The 16,662-nt window shown below is 64.3% G+C and carries 15 protein-coding genes; 6 read left to right on the forward strand and 9 right to left on the reverse strand.

What is annotated here, in order from left to right:
* Positions 1-238 precede the first annotated feature (238 nt).
* The 3 genes from D5261_RS09870 to D5261_RS09880 are packed head-to-tail and all read left to right on the forward strand — an operon-like array spanning position 239 to position 4,552.
* Complete coding sequence (locus tag D5261_RS09870) at positions 239-2,314, forward strand: two-component system sensor histidine kinase NtrB (protein WP_165864618.1); 2,076 nt, start codon at positions 239-241, stop codon at positions 2,312-2,314.
* Positions 2,311-3,342, forward strand: a complete 1,032-nt coding sequence (locus D5261_RS09875; protein ID WP_119324657.1) for an HDOD domain-containing protein — start codon at positions 2,311-2,313, stop codon at positions 3,340-3,342. Before D5261_RS09870 ends, D5261_RS09875 begins: the two co-directional genes overlap by 4 nt.
* A gap of 55 nt (positions 3,343-3,397) precedes the next feature.
* Positions 3,398-4,552, forward strand: a complete 1,155-nt coding sequence (locus D5261_RS09880; RefSeq protein WP_119324656.1) for an HD domain-containing phosphohydrolase — start codon at positions 3,398-3,400, stop codon at positions 4,550-4,552.
* Positions 4,553-4,576: 24 nt separating this feature from the next.
* Here D5261_RS09880 and D5261_RS09885 read toward each other — a convergent pair whose 3' ends face one another.
* The 4 genes from D5261_RS09885 to D5261_RS09900 all read right to left on the reverse strand — a co-directional run bounded on the left by D5261_RS09885 (position 4,577) and on the right by D5261_RS09900 (position 8,551).
* A complete protein-coding gene (locus D5261_RS09885; protein ID WP_119324655.1) occupies positions 4,577-5,128 on the reverse strand; it encodes an RNA 2'-phosphotransferase in 552 nt (183 codons plus the stop codon).
* Positions 5,129-5,411: 283 nt separating this feature from the next.
* Positions 5,412-6,542, reverse strand: a complete 1,131-nt coding sequence (locus tag D5261_RS09890) for an HTH domain-containing protein (RefSeq protein WP_125206328.1) — start codon at positions 6,540-6,542, stop codon at positions 5,412-5,414.
* A gap of 211 nt (positions 6,543-6,753) precedes the next feature.
* Entirely contained in the window at positions 6,754-7,944 is a 1,191-nt protein-coding gene (locus tag D5261_RS09895; RefSeq protein WP_119324653.1) for a class I SAM-dependent rRNA methyltransferase, read from the reverse strand.
* A gap of 4 nt (positions 7,945-7,948) precedes the next feature.
* On the reverse strand, positions 7,949-8,551 hold the full coding sequence (locus tag D5261_RS09900) for a GNAT family N-acetyltransferase (RefSeq protein WP_165864617.1): 603 nt from the start codon (positions 8,549-8,551) through the stop codon (positions 7,949-7,951).
* 159 nt (positions 8,552-8,710) lie between these two features.
* Between D5261_RS09900 and D5261_RS09905 the strand changes: the two genes are divergently transcribed.
* From D5261_RS09905 to modB, 3 genes are all read left to right on the forward strand, one after another.
* On the forward strand, positions 8,711-9,130 hold the full coding sequence (locus tag D5261_RS09905) for a TOBE domain-containing protein (RefSeq protein WP_119324651.1): 420 nt from the start codon (positions 8,711-8,713) through the stop codon (positions 9,128-9,130).
* Positions 9,120-9,908: a molybdate ABC transporter substrate-binding protein gene (modA, locus tag D5261_RS09910; protein ID WP_119324650.1), complete on the forward strand. Its 789-nt coding sequence runs from the start codon at positions 9,120-9,122 to the stop codon at positions 9,906-9,908. Before D5261_RS09905 ends, modA begins: the two co-directional genes overlap by 11 nt.
* Positions 9,909-10,156: 248 nt before the next feature.
* Entirely contained in the window at positions 10,157-10,807 is a 651-nt protein-coding gene (gene modB, locus D5261_RS09915) for a molybdate ABC transporter permease subunit (protein WP_119324649.1), read from the forward strand.
* 46 nt (positions 10,808-10,853) lie between these two features.
* Here modB and D5261_RS09920 read toward each other — a convergent pair whose 3' ends face one another.
* The 5 genes from D5261_RS09920 to D5261_RS09940 form a co-directional block, all read right to left on the reverse strand.
* A complete protein-coding gene (locus D5261_RS09920) occupies positions 10,854-11,501 on the reverse strand; it encodes an SGNH/GDSL hydrolase family protein (protein WP_119324704.1) in 648 nt (215 codons plus the stop codon).
* Positions 11,502-11,625: 124 nt separating this feature from the next.
* Complete coding sequence (locus D5261_RS09925; RefSeq protein ID WP_119324648.1) at positions 11,626-12,537, reverse strand: energy transducer TonB; 912 nt, start codon at positions 12,535-12,537, stop codon at positions 11,626-11,628.
* Complete coding sequence (locus D5261_RS09930) at positions 12,527-12,955, reverse strand: ExbD/TolR family protein (protein ID WP_218025764.1); 429 nt, start codon at positions 12,953-12,955, stop codon at positions 12,527-12,529. The genes D5261_RS09925 and D5261_RS09930 overlap by 11 nt, the downstream gene beginning before the upstream one ends.
* Positions 12,927-13,631, reverse strand: a complete 705-nt coding sequence (locus tag D5261_RS09935; protein WP_119324647.1) for a MotA/TolQ/ExbB proton channel family protein — start codon at positions 13,629-13,631, stop codon at positions 12,927-12,929. Before D5261_RS09935 ends, D5261_RS09930 begins: the two co-directional genes overlap by 29 nt.
* 194 nt (positions 13,632-13,825) lie before the next feature.
* Positions 13,826-16,462, reverse strand: a complete 2,637-nt coding sequence (locus D5261_RS09940) for a TonB-dependent receptor domain-containing protein (protein ID WP_119324646.1) — start codon at positions 16,460-16,462, stop codon at positions 13,826-13,828.
* Between the last annotated feature and the right edge of the window lie 200 nt (positions 16,463-16,662).

Here is a 16,662-nt window from a genome sequence, read left to right on the forward strand (position 1 = left end):
CACCGCGTAACCACTATCCACTTTCCCCGCAAACGTGCCGATAATAGACCGTCGTACAAAATTTGCACGCTGCTTTTCCCGTCGAATGAGGGAAGGGCGATTAACAGGCGGTTCCATGCAGCCACTCGGCTTTCACAATCTGACTGCGCGTCGCAGCGCGCGCTGGGAACTTTGGCGGGGATTGCCCTGTCTTGTTTTCCTTGGATCCCTGGTCGTTGCGGCCAGCATTTGGATAGTCGTGGCGCATCTCAATCGCCGGGATTTTGACGCCTACAACCGCCAGACGGTTGTCAGCGTTCAGCGGGAGATCGCGACGCGGCTGCAAGCGCGTCTGCGGAACCTGACGGGGTTCTCCGACCAGTGGAGCGTGTGGGGGGAGCCGCCGGCGGACCGCTGGCGCTTCGATGTCCAGCTGTTCGAAAAGGCTTACCCGGAATGCCGATCCATCGCTTTGACCGACGCGAATGCGCGGATCCAGCGCTCCGTCGAGACGACGCCGGGGAGCGATCCGCAGAGCGCGCCCGGAAGAGTTCTCTTTTCGAATCTTTCGGATTCGGATCGCACGGCGCTCGCCATCGCGACGAAGACGGGAACACCGGTCGTCCTGACCTGCCGGAACCACGGCCAGGACAATCCGTCGCTGCAAGTCGTTTTGCCCTTGTCTCACCAGAGCCGGCGTGATGGATATTTTGTCGCCTGCTTCGACACGATGCGGGAAATCCAGACAGTCTCGAAGCACCTCGCGCCGGGGTATGACATTGCCGTATACGCGGGAGACCAGCGGATTTTTCACCGCGCGAAGCTGGAGCCGACGCCGGCGCAGTCGGTTTGGGTGCAGGAAGCTGCGGCGCCCTACGGCGGGCAGACCCTGAGGACGCGTCTTTGGCCCAGCCCCAGTATGGCCGATACGGTCACCACCAGCTATGTCGGCCTGGCCTTTGTCGCCGGCGTCAGCGTGTCTCTCCTGCTGGCCTGGCTGGTCGCGCTGACGATTGCGAACCGCCGCCGCGCCGATGAGAGCGCGGAGATCAATCACGCCCTGGAGATGCAGATCGCCGAGCGCTTGATCGCGGAGCAGGAGCTCCAGCGGATCTCGGCTGAGACGGAGGTGATCTTCGCCTCCATTCCCTCGATCTTGATCGGGGCGGATGCGGACGGCGTCGTCACGACGTGGAACGCTGCGGCTCGTCTCGCCTTTGGAGTGGCGTCCTCGGACGCCCTGGGTGAACCGCTGGAGCGCTGCGCCGTGGCCTGGCGCTGGGAGCAGATCTCGGAAGCGGTGGCGGAGTGCCGTGAGAGCGGCGCGATGGTCACGCTGGAGCACGTGCATTTTCAGCGCACCGACAAAAGCGAAGGCGTTTTGCAGCTGCGGATAACCCCGATCCGTCTGCCCGGAGGCGGCGACAACGAGGGGCTGTTGATCCTGGGAACGGACATCACCGAGCAGCAGATCTTAGAGACCCAGCTGGCGCAGTCGCAAAAGCTGGAATCCATCGGGCAGCTCGCGGCGGGAATCGCGCATGAGATCAACACTCCGATCCAGTATGTCGGAGACAACACGCGGTTTCTCGGCGATGCGTTTCAAGACTTGAAGGGGATGATCGACTGCTACGAGCAGCTGATCGATATCGCGGCGTTAGCCGGAGCGCCCGCGGCGCAGCTGGAGCGCGCGAAGGAAGCGCTCGCCGACGCGGACGCGCCCTATCTGATGGAGGAGATCCCCAAGGCGATCTCCCAGTCGCTCGAAGGCGTGGAGCGCGTGGCCCATCTGGTGCGCGCGATGAAGGATTTCTCTCACCCGAGCTCCGGCGAAAAGACGCTGGTCGATATCAACCGCGCGATCGACAGCACGATCACCGTCGCCCGCAACGAGTGGAAGTATGTCGCCGAAATGGCGCTTGACCTCGATCCGGCTCTGCCGATGATTCCGTGCCTCCCGGGCGAAATGAACCAGGTCATTCTCAATATGGTCGTCAACGCCGCGCATGCGATCGGCGATGTCGTCGGCTCCGATGGGGGCGATAAAGGAGAGATACGCATTCGCACTCGCCAGGACGGCGATTGGATTGAAATCCGTATTTCGGACACCGGAAGCGGCATGAGCGAAGAGGTGAAAAATCGCATCTTCGATCCGTTCTTCACGACCAAGGAGGTCGGACGAGGCACGGGACAGGGCCTTTCCATTTCCCGCGCCGTGATCATCGAGCGTCACGGCGGCGCCATCGCGGTAGAAACGGCGATTGGCTCGGGCACAACCTTTTCCATTCGGCTGCCGATCAGCGGCGGTCAGAATCTTCAATCGGAGGCGGCATGAAACGCGAGATCCTATTTGTTGACGATGAGCCCAATGTGCTCCAAGGGCTGCAGCGGATGCTGCGACCGCTGCGTGACGTTTGGAATGTCAAATTTGCCGAGGGCGGCGCGCAGGCGCTCCAGATGCTGGCCGAAGCCCCCTTCGATGTGGTTGTCTCCGATATGCGGATGCCCGGCATGAGCGGCTCGCAGCTGCTCAGCGCCGTGCGTGACCGGCATCCTCAGATCATTCGAGTGATTCTTTCCGGGCAGTCCGAGAAGGAGTTTATTCTGGAAGCCGTGACCGCCGCGCACCAATTTCTTTCGAAGCCGTGCGAGGCTGAGGTGCTGAAGGCGACGATTACGCGAGCCTGCCTGCTTCGGGACGGCGTCAGCAATCCGGAGACTCAGGCGCTCGTCTCCAGCCTGAAAGCGTTGCCGGTCAGCCCCAGCATTCACGCGGAGCTGTGCGATCTGCTGGCGACCGAGGGAACTTCCCTGCAAAAGGTCGGTCAGACGGTTGCCGGCTGCCTTGGCATGAGCGCGAAGGTGCTGCAGCTGGTCAACTCCGCCTTCTTCGGACTGCCGCGCGTCGTCGCGAGCCCGGCGGAAGCGGTCGTGCTGCTCGGCGCCGACACCATGAAATCGCTGACGCTGAGCTGCCAGATCTTTCAGCCGTACGCCGGCCCGCCCAGCGAGATCGCCTGGCGCGAGGAGCTCTGGTCGAGCAGCCGCGCCGGCGCGGAGCGCAACGAAGCGCGCGCGCAGTCTCAGGGACTGGACGCGCGCGCGTCTCAGGCGTCCGCCACCGTTGGCCTGCTCCGGGACTGCGGCAAGCTCGTCCTCGCGGCGCAGCGCCCGGAGGCCTACGCGCAGGTGCTGGATCTGGCCGCCTCGATGGGATGGAGCGCCGCCGAGCGTGAAGTCTTCGGCGCCACCCACGGAGAAGTGGGCGGCTATCTGCTGGGGCTGTGGGGTCTGCCGTCGGTCGTCGTCGACGCCGTGATCGATCACCACGCGCAGGACGCCCCCCTCGCGCGCGCCGCTTAGACCGCCTTGTTTCGTTTCGCCGGCAGAGACGGCGACGATCCGGAAGTGACCGAATATGCCAGACAAAATCTTATTTGTTGACGACGATCCGAGTATCCTTGACGCCTACCAGCGCACGCTGCACAAGCATCTGCCGATCGAGATCGCTTCCGGCGGCGCCGAGGCGCTGGAGAAGATCCGCACGTCCGGGCCGTACAGCGTCGTCGTGACCGATATCCAGATGCCGGTGATGGACGGCATTGAGCTGCTGACGCGCACCAGCGAAATCGCGCCGGACACCGTCCGCATGGTGCTGACCGGAAACGGCGGACTGAAAAGCGTCATGGACGCCCTGGAGCACGGCGGCATCTTCCGATATCTGACAAAGCCCGTGCCGCCGGAGAACATGCTCGCGTCGCTGGAGGCGGGCGTCAAACAGTATCAGCTTCAAGTGGCCGAACGGGACCTGCTGGAAAAGACGCTTCAGGGCAGTATCCGCGTGATGCTGGAGATCTTATCGACGGTCAATCCGGAAGTCTTTGGCCGCGCGCAGGCGCTCAAGGGCAGCATGCGCCGGCTGGCGATCTCGCTGAAGCAGGATCAGCTCTGGCGTTTTGAACTGGGCGCGATGCTCGCGCCGCTGGGCATGGTGACTATCCCGCCCTCCACGCTTTACAAGCTGCGAAAAGGCCAGCCGCTCGGTCCGGTCGAGGAGGCGCTGCTGCTGCGCTCGCCGGAGATCAGTCACAACTTAATCTCCAATATTCCCCGGCTGGAGGCGGTCGCCAAGATCGTCCTCTACCAGAAGAAGAACTTCGATGGAACGGGATTTCCGGAGAACAAGGTCGCAGGGGAGGATATTCCACTCGGCGCGCGCATGCTGCGCGTGCTGACGGATCTGACGGAGCTGGAATCGGGGAGTTTGTCGCGCGCCGGCGCGTTTGTCATGCTGCGCAAGCGGGCAGGGTGGTACGATCCCAAGATGATCGACGCCGTGGCCAACATGGAAGCGGGTTCACCCGTGGCCGCCCCGGTGGTCGTCACGCTGCCGGTGGCCGTCAAAGATCTGCGCATGGGACAGAAGTTGGCCGGGGATGTCGTCTCGACCGACGGCGCCGTGCTCGCATCCGCCGGGACGCGATTGACGGCGATGGCGCTGGAGAAGATCCGCAACGCCGTCGAATTGACGGGCGTCCAGGAGCCGATCAGTATCGAACGCGAAGCCCGCTAATCGCCAAAATTGATCGGGGATCGATCAATCGCCGAAATCGATAAACTCCGGCGTCACTAAGTCCGCCAGATACAGACGCGGCTCGGGGTTGTAAAACCTGACGCCCTGCGCGTGCGCCTCCCCGGCGCGCACGGTCAGGATCACCGGCCGCGCATCGTGGCGCGCGCCGACGATCCGCGCCTGCTCGATCTCGCTCGACAGATGCACGTACTGCCGGTTCATCGGCCGCAGTCCCTCCGCCCGAATCGCGTCCACGACCCGGCGCGCCGTTCCATGATACAAAATCTCCGGCGGCGCGATCGGCTCATACGAAACCGCCTCCGCGACCGAGTGCCCATACCGGGCCCGGATCTTCTCACCCACGATTTCATATCGCTGCTTATCCGAATCCCGCACGACCTCCCGAACCTGTTCCTCCGTCACCCGCGACCACTTGCCAAGCGTCCGCATGCCGGCGATGAGATTGGCTAGCAGTACGAAGCCTTCCGAGTCGAGCTGGAGATGGTATTTTTCGGGGCGATGGCGGAGGACAAGAGAGAGGTGCTTACTGAGTTCTTTTTGCTGTTGTGGAGTCATATATCGACAATATCGATTTTAGGGCGGGGGATGGTAAAGAGGGGCGGCGGCAAACCTGGCGCTTGCAAACCCACCCCGCGCTTCGCGTGCTCCCTGGCAAACCCACCCCGGCCCTTCGGGCCACCCCTCCCGCAACGGGAAGGGTTTGTAGGATTGCCTCTTACAGAAGCCGCCTGCGATATCGAACTCTGAAATAACCCTTCCCGTCGCGGGAGGGGTGGCCCGAAGGGCCGGGGTGGGTTTGCCAGGGAGAGGGGGCCGGGGTGTGAGGGCCATCTTACTCCTACGCCTTCAGCTCATACAGCGTACACGGAATCTGCCGCACGCCTACTTCGTACTGCATCAGCAGCGACACCAGGCGCTCGCCTTCCAGCAGGCCGACCGGGACGGCGTTGGGGCGCTGTGCCTCCTGGGTGGCGGCGGCGCTGAAGCCTCCGGTGGTGATGACGAGGCCCTGTTCGTGGGTGCCGAGGGAGCCGCGCAGGCTCTGGACGATCGCGGCGCTGAGATCGACTTTGTCGCGCACGACGCGCACCAGCATGCCGATCCGCACGGAGCCGGCGATAACGAGCGTGCCGCGCAGGTCCAGGTGCTCCTCGGAGAGACGCTTGTCGAGGGCGACGTTTTCGAAACCCATCTCCACGAGCAGGGCGGCGATGAGGTTTTCGAAGTCCGGGCGCGGCATTTCGTCCAGACGCGTCTGCAATTGCTGCGAGACGAGAAAGTTATGCTCGGTGATCTGTGATTGCAGCCCCGCGCCTTCCCAACTGCTCAGGCCGACCATGCCCCGTCCATGCTTGCTGAAGCGCGGCGGCTCGCCCTGCAAATGCTGGCGGTCGATCTCGGTGAGGATCTGCGCGTACATCGTCGCTTCCGGCGTCTGGTCCTGCGTGTTGATCAGGCCCAGGCGGCGCGCTTCGGCGGTGATCGTCTGGTAGTGCATCGCCGTCTTGCCCGGCGACTGCTCCAGCACGCGCTCGGCGGCGTCCGTGAACGCGAGGAACGGCGACGGCGGCGCGGCGCTCGTTTCGTCCAGATCCTCATCGCCGAAGATCGAATCTTCCACGATCGGCTTGCGGCGTGTGGAGCGGCGCTTCTGGGGCGTTTTGGCGACATCGGCCAGATAGAGCACAGGCGCGACGGTCTGCGCCGTCTCCGTCCGCGCGCTCTCGTGTGAATACTCCGGCAGTCCCCACTTGCGCAGCGCAAAGATCCCGCGTCCGGTGCGCTGGAAGCGCGACGTCTGCGGGTTCTTCTTGATATCCACGGCGATCCGCGCATGCAGCGTCTGATCCGGCGTCTTGCCCGGACTATCCCACAGCTTCGCGGCGACCACGCGCCGATGGATCTCAAAAATATGCAGCGGCTCACCCGCCTCGCCGAGCACCTGCTCCACGGCGTCCAATACTTTCACGTTCGGTCCGTTCTCCAATGATATTTCCAGGGGAATATAGCTCGACACCTGGCGCTTCGCGTGGCCCTCACCCCCCCAACCCCCTCTCCCAATTCTGGGAGAGGAGGTTGGGTGGTGAGATTGGGTCTTATCGTTTTAATGCATTAACAAAAATTCTGGCTCCCCTTCTCCCAATTTTGGGAGAAGGGGTTGGGGGATGAGGGCCTCCCTCTCAATCCACCGCCAATATCAAACACTTCAAGTACTCACTCTCCGGCGCCGACAGCAGCACCGGGTGGTCCGGGGGCTGGCCGCGCTGGGCGATGAGGCGCAGGCTGCGGCCGGCGTCGGCGGCGGCGCTTTCGACGATCTCGCGGAACTCCGCCGTGCTCAGGTGGTGCGAACACGAGCACGTCACCAGGACGCCGTTGGGGCGCAGGCAGTGCAGCGCGGTGCGGTTGATCTCGTTGTAGCCTCGGACGGCGCCCTCGCGGCTGGCGCGGTTTTTGGTGAAGGCGGGCGGGTCCAGCACGATCATGTCGAACTTGTCGGCGAATCGGTCCCGGGCGCGGAGATAGTCGAAGACATTCTCCGAGACGATCTCATGCGGGACGTCCAGGCCGTTGCGCTCCCACTGCTTGGCGTTCACGGCGTTGAAGGCGACGCTGCTTTCGACGTCGATGACGCTCTTGGCGCCTAAGCGCGCGGCGCGCAGGCTGAATAGTCCGGTGTAGGAAAAGCAGTTGAGGACGGTGCGGCCCACGGCTTCGCGCGCGGCGGCGCGCTGGTTGTCGATCTGATCGAGGAACAAGCCCGTCTTGCCGCCGGTTTTGACGTCCGCCAGAAGAATAGAGCCGTCGTGTTCAAATTCGACGATCTCCGGGGGCTCTTCGCCCCAGAGCACGCCGGTCTGTTCTTCCAGACCTTCCAGCTTTCGCACGGTGCTGTCCGAGCGCTCGTAGACGCCGCGCACGCCCGTGATCTCGGCGATCGATTGCACGAGCACGTCGCGCCAGGGCTCCAGGCCGAGCGCGAGGAACTGCGCGACGGCGAAGTCTTGGTAGATATCGACCACCAGGCCCGGAATGCCGTCGGATTCGCCGTGGATCAGCCGATAGGCGGGCGGCGCGCCGCCATCGGCGGCGTAGCGCGCGGCGCGGTAGTCGAACGCGGCCTGAACGCGGGCGCGCCAGAAGGCGTCGTCCACCGGGACATTCTTGCGCGTGAGGTATCGGACGGCGATCTTGCTGCGGCTGTTGAGATAACCCACGCCGAGCGTCTTCCCGCGCGCATCGAGCACGCGCACGAGGCCGCCGTTGGTGAAGTCCGCTCCCGGGCCGGCGCCGATTTCGTTGTCGTAGATCCAGGGATGGGTGAGACGCTCCGGCCGCTGGGGTTTAAGCTTGATCGTGGGAATTGCCATTTCCCTATTGTACCTGATCGGGCAGCGGCTTCCCGGAATTGGACAGAAGCGCGCCGGACGGCTTCCAGCGCCCCCGATCCAGCGCGTAGATCAGCATGGGGCGCAGATCGCCGTAGCGCAGCCCGGCGGCGTACTCGGCCCAGAGCGATCGCGGCCGCAGCGTCAGTCCCGCCTTCTCCATCACGCGGCGCGATCCGATGTTGCCGGTGAAACATTCGCCGTAGATCTGGGTCACGCCGAGCGTCTCAAAGGCGAAGTCCACCAGCGCCCGCGCGGTCTCCGTTCCATAGCCCTGCCGCCAGTACGCCTTGCCCAGCGTCCATCCGACGCGCGCCCCCTGGCGCCGCATGCCGATGGCGCCCAGCACGCAGGTTCCAATCAGCACGCCGTCGTCCCGGCGCACGAGCGCCAGTCCATAGAACGTGCGCGTCGCCTGCGCCGCATGCTCGATGGAGATCTGGACAAAGCGCCGCGTATACCGCTCCGACCCCTGGCCCGGCAGCATATATCGCTGAACATCCGGGTCGGCGTGCAGGCGGTGCACCGCCTCCCAATCGTCCGCGCGCAGGTCGCGCAGGAGAAGTCGCGGGGTCGTGAGAGTGAACATACGTAGTCGTGACGGCTCGATCATGATTGTGCGTACGCGTGTCGCCCTGGATCGGGGCGATCGATTCGAATTCCCTGTTGAGCTTTCATTGTCTCACAAAATTCATCGAAGTACAAGGGTGTATCCGAGGGTATAATTTACCCAGGTTGTCTATTCCCCATGAGCGTCAAACTTACTCGCGCGCAGGTCGCGCAAATGCTGCAGATTACTCCCAAGACTCTCGCCCAGTGGGAGAAGTCCGGGCGGATCCCCACCGCCGAGCGCGATTGGCGCGGCTGGCGGCTCTACGATGAGGCGGCGGTCGCCAAAATCCGTCAGGTGCTGGGAAACACGCCGCCGGAGAGCGCGCCGAGCGCGGAGCCGCTGCCGGAAGTGCGCATCAGCGCGCGGAACCAGCTGCACGGCGTCGTGACGCGGATCGACGGCGACGGGGTGCTCTGCGAGGTGACCCTGGAGCTTCCCGGAGGCCAGGAAATCGTCTCCGTCATCACGCGGTCTTCCGTGGAGCGTCTGGAGCTGAGGGTTGGAGCGACGGCGTTTGCATTGATCAAATCGACGGAGGTGTTACTTGCGCGTTAAATTATTGGATGGGAAGTTACTGGGTGCGTCGGCGGTTCTGGCGCTGATGATGACGGCGGGAGCCGCGCGCGCGCAGGACCTGCACGTGGCGGCGGCGGCGAATTTGCAGAAGGTGTTCTCGCAGGCGATCGTGCCGGCGTTTGAAAAGCAGCAGAAAATCAAGGTTGTCACGACCTTCGGTTCGACCAAGCTGCTGGCGACTCAGATCGAGCAGGGCCTTCCCGCCGATGTCTTCGTCGCCGCCGACACCGTGACGGTCAGCTCGCTCGTGGCGAAGGGAACGCTGGTCGCCGGCACGCAGGAAACGTACGCCGTCGGCCGCCTCGCCCTCTGGTCGCGCGCGGACGCGCCGAACCATCCCGTCAAGATTCAGGATCTTCAGGATCCCAAGTACGCCAAGATCGCGATCGCGAACCCCAAGCTCGCTCCCTACGGCCTCGCGGCGGCGCAGTCGTTCGCCAACGCCAATCTGACGGCGAGCGTCACTCCGCGCCTGGTCCAGGCTGAGAACATCGGCCAGACACTGCAATACGCGCAAAGCGGCAACGCCGATGTCGCCCTCACCGCCCTTTCCCTGGTGATCGACGACAAAAAAGACCCTTACGTCATCGTCCCCGACTACCTGCACGCCCCCATCGCCCAGGGCGCCGCGCTGGTGAAGCGCGACACGGTCAACCCAAAAGCCGCCGCCTTCCTGGCGTTTTTGGTGTCGCCGGCGGCAAAGCCGATCTGGAAGCAGTACGGGTATCTGGCGCCGGTGGGTGTGAAGGCGAAGTAGGATCGGTTTCTCACCACGACGCCGAAGAAGTAATAGTTATCCGCCACGATGCCAATAAAGAAGCCGGCGAATGAATTCGCGCCCAGAAATGCACGATGTGTCCCTTCAGACACTCCAGAAACGCAATCGACCGCGTTCTCTGGAGTCGGCGGAGGCCGACATCGTGCATTTCTAGGCGCGAATTCATTCGCCGGCCTTTCTTTGTCTTTGAGATACGCGCTCGCCCCACCATTCCGAGGCGACGCCTAATGGACTGGTTCCCCTTCTGGCTCTCCCTGCGCGTCGCCGGTCTCGCCACCGTCCTTACGGTCCTCCTGGGCTCCCTGATCGCCTGGCCGCTCGCGCGGGCGCGGTTCTGGGGGCGGGACCTCGCCATCGGCGTGGTCAATCTCCCTCTCGTGCTGCCGCCGACGGTTCTGGGATATGCGCTGCTGGTCGGCCTGGGGCGGCGGAGCGTGTTTGGGGCGTGGTATGAGCACCTGACGGGACACTCGCTGGTCTTCACCTGGGAGGGCGCGGCAGTCGCGGCGTGCGTGGCGAGTCTGCCGCTGTTCATCAGCCAGGCGCGTGTGGCGATTGCGGCGGTGGAGCCCGATGTCATCGGCGCCGCGCGCACCGACGGCGCATCCGGCTGGCCGCTGGTCCGATCGATCTTCCTGCCGCTCGCCTGGCCCGGTCTGCTCGCCGGAACCGCCCTCGCCTTCGCCCGCGCCCTCGGCGACTTCGGCGCGACATTGATGGTGGCGGGGGACACGCCGGGCGTCACCCAGACTATGCCCCTCGCCATCTACGACGCCGTCCTGAGCGGCGACGCCGGAACCGTGCGCGCCTTTGTGCTGCTGAGTACGGGATTATGCCTGGGAGTGAGCCTGCTGGCGGCGCGGCTGGGGCGGAATTAGTCCTCTCCCGCGCTTTAGCGCAGGAGAGGTCTTGGTGAAGAACGCCTTACCACTCGAAATCGAGCGCGTTCAAAAATGCGCGCGCGATCGCCATGTGTCCGGTTTTGCTGGGGTGGACGCGGTCCCAGCAGAGCGTCGCGGAGTAGATGTGGCTGAGGATGCTGTCGAAGCCGGCCTGGGTATCGACCAGAATGCTGTCGTGCGTGAGCGCGAGGCGCTTGACGACTTCGCCGTAGCGGTCCATCTGCGCGCGCATGGCGTCGTCGCGGTTGGATTCGATGTAGAACGGCGTCATCAGAATCACAGTCGCGCCGGCGGACTTGGTGCGGGCGATCAGGTCATTGAGCGTGGCTTCGTACTCTTCGATGTAGACGTGCGAGTCGACTTGCTTGGGCGAATCGAACTGGCGCCAGACATCGTTGATGCCGATCATAATCGAGACGAAGTCCGGCTTCAGGTCGATCACGTCGGCCTGCCAGCGACGCTTGAGGTCGCGGACGGTATTGCCGCCCGTGCCTTTGTTGATAATTCGGATGGGGTGGTAAGGGTAGGTCGCGCCAAGGAGCGCGTCCACCAGGGCGACATATCCATGTCCCAGGGCATCGCCCAATCCTTCGCCATCCGGCTGTGCGCGGCCGGCGTCCGTGATGGAATCGCCGATCATGACCAGCTTACTGTTCTTTGTCAAACGCATCGTGTTGTTGCTCTCGCTTCGCATGTTGGCAAGGCGCTCGCCTGCTCCCTTGCATTAATGCTGGGATTCGACGCGCGCCCGCGAATTCCTGCTTAACGGGAGGTTACAACTTCATCGCGCGATTTCATTCCACCTCGAATTCGAAGCGGAAGAGCTGCGTGCTGTGGACCGGAGCCCCATTTTGCAGGGCCGGCTTCCAGCGCCAGCGTTGCAGGGCGGCCAGAACCCGCCGATCGATCTCGGCGTTGCCCGATGACGTGCGCAGAGTCGGGGTGAAGCTGCCGTCCGCCTCGATCTCTACTTTCACGCGGACGAAGGATTTGAACGTATCCTGCTTGAGCTCGTCCGGAATCTCCGGCTTTTCCTGATTGGACGGCTCGGCGTCCTGCGTTGGCCCGGCGGGAGCGGGCGGCGGCGCCGGTTTAGGCGGTTCGGGTTTGGCCGCTTCCACGGGCGCTTGCGGCGCGGGCCTTGGCGGCTCCGGCGCGGGAGCCGGCGGCGCGACGGGCGCGGGCTGCGGGGGCGCTTCCGTGTGCGCGCCGCCGGCGTTCTGGTGGCCCAGAGGCGCTCCAAGGTTCGCGCCGCCGCCCGCGAGCGCCGTATGATCCTGAGGAGCCGGCGCCGCATGGTCGGGACGCGCGGTCAGCACATGGCTGTGCGCCCCCGCCGGCGGGGCGTGACGCGGCACGGGTCTCAGCGGCTGCGGGATGGGACGCGCCGTGACTCGGGGCGGAGTGTGAACCGCGCGCGGGAGCGGCGGGGGAGGAACGATCGGCTTTGGCTTCGGCGGGACCACGCGCGGCTTGGGCTCAGGGCGACGATGCTCGGGCTTCGGCGGGACGACGCGCGTGACTTCGATGACTGTCGGCGACGGCGTCGTATGGGGCAGGATGCGCGCCGCCTGCCACCAGAGCAGGGCGTTCGCGGCGAGCGACGCCGTCACGGCCCAGGCAAGGCGTCGGCTCGGCCGGTCTTCCGCAAGGCCGCCATGGGCGCTTGAGTTTTGCGTGGGCGGAGGCAGCGTGCTAGGAGCCATTGCCGGCCTCCGGATCCGTGGCGATCGAGAAGCGGCTGATCCCGACCTTGCGCGCCTCATCAATGCTGCCGACGACCAGGCCATGAGGGACGGTCAGATCGGCGTTGATCACCACCGACGCCGTGTTCAGGTCCGCCTGCGGGCCGGCCGCCGCGAGCAGCGCCGCGCCGAGCGTCGCCATCGTCACCGGCGTTTTGTTCACATAGATCTGCTTGCTCTTGTCGATCGTCACGGTCAGATCGTTCGCCTGCTGCTTGGTCGCGGTCGCGGCTTTGGGCAGGTTGACGGGCAGGCCGTCCAGGCGCGTGAGCGCCAGCGACGAAAGCATGAAAAAGACGAGCAGAAAGAAGATCGTATCGATCATCGGAATGATCTCGATCTTGGTGCGCTTAAGCTCGCGGCGCCGTTTGAATTCCACGGTTGTCCTCTTTCATGTTTCCATCAACGTTCAGGCTGCCGTGATCGGCGTGCTGCTGATGGCGCCGCTCGACCAGAACGTTGATCAATTTCGTCGCGGCCTGCTCGGTCTCGGCGGTGACCGTGCGCAGGCGCGCGGCGAAGTAGTTGTAGGCGACAAAGCAGACGACGGCGATCACCAACCCCGTCGCGGTCGCGTAGAGCGCCTCGCTGACGCCGCCCAGCACCGCGTCGCTGTTGCCGTGATGCTGCTGCGCGGCGATGGCGTTGAACGCCCCGATCATGCCCAGAATGGTGCCCAGCAGACCCATCAGCGGCGCGATCGTCGTGGCGGTGTCCAGCACCGGCAGAAATCGCTCCAATCGAATAAAGTGATCCTGCCCGGTCTCCTCCACCAAACGCTCCACTTCCCGCACCGGCTGATGGGCGTGCCGCAGCACAACGCTCAAACACGCCGCCACCGGCCCGCGCTTTGCCTCGCAGGCTTGCAGCGCCTCCGTATCCTTGCCCGCGCGGCAAAGCGCGATGGCTTTGTCGAGCAGCCCCGGCGCGGTATCCCCAAACTGACTAAACGCCGCGATCCGCTCCGCGATCACCGCCACTGCGGCGATGGAGAGCAGCAGCAGCGGGATCATGATAAACCCGCCGGCGTGAATAAAGTGCAATATCTTTTCCATGGTTCATGCTTTCTTGCAAATGAGCAAACCCACCCCCGCGCTTCGCGCGACCCCTCCCGCCGACGGGAAGGGTGCTTCGGATCGATGTCGCAGGCGTCTCTCGTAAGAGGCAATCTTACCAACCCTTCCCGTCGGCGGGAGGGGTCGCGCGAAGCGCGGGGGTGGGTTTGCAAGGGAGCCCAGCGCAGGTTTATCTAGAACTTCCCGCCGATCGACACCAGTACCCGTCGCCCCTGCTCGAATCGCGTGCCGCTGAACCCTGAGTTGAAGTTCAGCACGTCTCGATTATCAAAGATGTTCTCGACGTCCAGCTTGAGGCCGACCGCGCCGGCGATCAGGGTGGGACTGCTGGCGAGCCGCAGGTTGACCCGGGTGTGGTCGTGCCGGTCGCCGTTGTCCAGAACCGTGCTGTTGGTCGGGACGATGGAGCCGAGCGTGCTTGACGCTTCGCCGCTGCCGTAGTAGATATCGAGACCGGCGGACGCCTGCGACGGCAGCGTGTAACTGATCCCGGCGCTGACGGTGTTGCGCTGGTCGTGATCGTTGACTTCGGGCGCCGGAGCGCCGGACTGGTCCAGGCCGCCGGCTTTCGCCATGCTGTTCGCATATGCGAGATACCCGCCGAGGCCGACGTTATTTTTCGGCGCCAGGTCGTAGGACAGCTCGAAGCCGTGGACGCTGGCGAATTGATAGTTGAGCGTCGTATACGCGCCGATCTGCGTGTCAGGAATCAATATTCCCGTATCGTCCTGGTTGCGGATGTTTTTGTAGTAATACGCCATCTTGACCGTCTGGTTAGCCCCGATCTGATGTTCGACGCTGGCGTCGTACTGGTCGAGCGTTTCGGGCTTGATCGATGTTCCGACGATGGCGCCCTGGGCCAGCGGCGGCTGCGTGAACAGGTGATTGAAGGAAAGACGGCCGACCGTTCCCTTCGCAAGCAAGTAGGACGCATTGATGCGGGGGGAAAGTTCCGTCTTCGTCAGGCTCGTGTCTTCTTCGTCATCGCGGCCGTTGCTCGCCTCCTGCGATTGATGGTAGCTGTCCAGACGCAGGCCGTAGTTCAGGGTGAAGCGCCGGGTGACGGTCCAGGTGTCCTGAATGTATCCGGCGCGATAGTATCCGGACCGGTGGACGTGGAGTGTCGGCGTCTTGGCGCCCGGAGTCGCCAGGTACACCTGGTTTCCCAGCACATCCAGCACGGGATTTCCGCTGCCGTCCACCTCACCCGCGCCTGCGGGCGCGAGGCGGCCGTCGACGCCGGCGAGCGCGTCGAGCGCCAGCTGGCTTTGCGGGTCGAACTGATACGATTCGTTTCCGCGCTGCTCCTGAAGCTCGAAGCCGGCTTTGTAGGTGTGCGATTTGGCCGACGCCGTCACGCTGCCCTGAAGCTCCGTCTGATCGTAAACACGGTTGAGCGTGGGGTTGAACTCGATGGAGTTGTCCGTCTGCGTCAGCGTCCCATCGGGGTTGAAGCTATTCGGGTCGATAGAGGGGCTGTTGTTGTGCAGATTTAACCCGGAATGGGAGCCGCCGATCCCGAAGAGGCCGGTCACGGTGTCGCTGAAGGTGTGCCGCAGGTTGACCATTCCGAAGTTATTGGTGTCGGTCTGGACGATATCCTGGCCCGCCGCCTGCTGCGAGGGCAGGACGAGCGTCCCGCTTCCGAGCGCGTCCGGGCTGCCGGCGTCCTGAGCGATCGTTCCGTCGGCGTTGCGTGCGCCGCCGTAGCCGAAGCCCTGGCCGATCGGGGCGTATTTGCCGGGAAGCCCCGTGCGGTTGGCGATCTGGGTCTCCGCCGGCGCGGCGTTCAAGGTCAGGCCGAAGGTGTCGCGGTCACCCGCGATATAGTCGAACTTGCCGAATAACGTCGAGCTTCGTCCGAAGTTGTGCGCCGTTTGATCGTTGGGCTGCGGCGGCTCCAGCGCGTTGCCGGTCGAGCGGGTGTTGAGATCGACGAGGTAGCGGAATCGCCTCGGCGCCGGTCCTTCGACGCCCGGCGTCAGAGTTTTTCCGCCCTGGCCGCCGAAGGTCAGTCCGCCGTCGAACGTGCCGAACTCTCCGCCTTGCAGGCTGAACGACCGCAGGGGGGCGATCGTGCCGGCGCGCAGGGTGAGGTTCAGGATCGCCGCCGTCTCGCTGCCGTACTCCGGCGCATAGCCGCCGGTGAGGATATCGGCGCTTTGCACGGTCTCCGGGCTGAGCAACTGGCCCGCGCGCCCTTGCAGGGCGCCCGGCAGCGCGACGCCGTCGAGGTAGATCGAGGTCGAGGCGTGCTCGCCGCGCGGGTGGACGACGTTCACGGACGATTCGACGAAGCCTGGATTGGTGATGAGCAGTTTGGGCAGGCTTTGCGGATTGCCGGCCGTCGCGGGATATTTGTTCAGGAAGTCCCGGCTGCGCTCGGTGGCGTCCGAGGTCTGGGAAGAACGAAGAAGATTGCGGGAATCCTTGATCTTGATGACTTTCTCGGTCTTTGGCTCCAGAAGAACTTCAACCTCGGTGGTGTTGTCCGCCGCGACATTGATGGTCCGATGGTCCGCCTCGAAGGCGTCGGCGCGGGTGGTCACGTCCCAGGCGTGGTTTTCCAGCGGCGGGCTGACGGCGCCGCCGGCGGCGTCCGTTTTGAGAGTGATGTCCGGGCGCACATTCGCGGTGTCGTGCAGGACGACATCGGCGCCGGCGGCCGGCTTTTCGGTATCGGCGTCCTTGACGACGATATGGAGGCGCCCAACGACGTCTCCGTACGCCGCGCCTCCGGTCAAGAGGCACAGCGCGGCGCCGATCATCCAGGCGCGGGTCGCGTGGATCGGGGTGTTCCGATCGTTCATTGTGAGTATCTCCTTGGTCCCTTACGGCGCAATCTTGTGATTGCGATGGATGGCGAGAGCCGTCGCGGCCGACTCGGCCAGGCGCGCCAAAGGCGCTGCCTGGCGCGGACGGCCGCGCTCGGGTTGTGGGTTTGGGGTAGACGAAAGGGCGGAGACGTGTCACAATTCCGTTGGCGACGGGCGTGTTACAGCGCTTGCCA

It is taken from the genome of Capsulimonas corticalis (assembly GCF_003574315.2).
Classification (GTDB): Bacteria; Armatimonadota; Armatimonadia; order Armatimonadales; family Capsulimonadaceae; genus Capsulimonas; species Capsulimonas corticalis.

Bases quoted from the DNA above. Each gene is read 5' to 3' on its own strand.
- modB (WP_119324649.1), top strand. From the start codon at position 10,157: ATGGACTGGTTCCCCTTCTGGCTCTCCCTGCGCGTCGCCGGTCTCGCC.
- D5261_RS09920 (WP_119324704.1), bottom strand. From the start codon at position 11,501: ATGCGTTTGACAAAGAACAGTAAGCTGGTCATGATCGGCGATTCCATC.
- D5261_RS09925 (WP_119324648.1), bottom strand. From the start codon at position 12,537: ATGGCTCCTAGCACGCTGCCTCCGCCCACGCAAAACTCAAGCGCCCAT.
- D5261_RS09885 (WP_119324655.1), bottom strand. From the start codon at position 5,128: ATGACTCCACAACAGCAAAAAGAACTCAGTAAGCACCTCTCTCTTGTC.
- D5261_RS09875 (WP_119324657.1), top strand. From the start codon at position 2,311: ATGAAACGCGAGATCCTATTTGTTGACGATGAGCCCAATGTGCTCCAA.
- D5261_RS09895 (WP_119324653.1), bottom strand. From the start codon at position 7,944: ATGGCAATTCCCACGATCAAGCTTAAACCCCAGCGGCCGGAGCGTCTC.
- D5261_RS09935 (WP_119324647.1), bottom strand. From the start codon at position 13,631: ATGGAAAAGATATTGCACTTTATTCACGCCGGCGGGTTTATCATGATC.
- D5261_RS09940 (WP_119324646.1), bottom strand. From the start codon at position 16,462: ATGAACGATCGGAACACCCCGATCCACGCGACCCGCGCCTGGATGATC.
- D5261_RS09905 (WP_119324651.1), top strand. From the start codon at position 8,711: ATGAGCGTCAAACTTACTCGCGCGCAGGTCGCGCAAATGCTGCAGATT.
- D5261_RS09880 (WP_119324656.1), top strand. From the start codon at position 3,398: ATGCCAGACAAAATCTTATTTGTTGACGACGATCCGAGTATCCTTGAC.
- D5261_RS09900 (WP_165864617.1), bottom strand. From the start codon at position 8,551: ATGTTCACTCTCACGACCCCGCGACTTCTCCTGCGCGACCTGCGCGCG.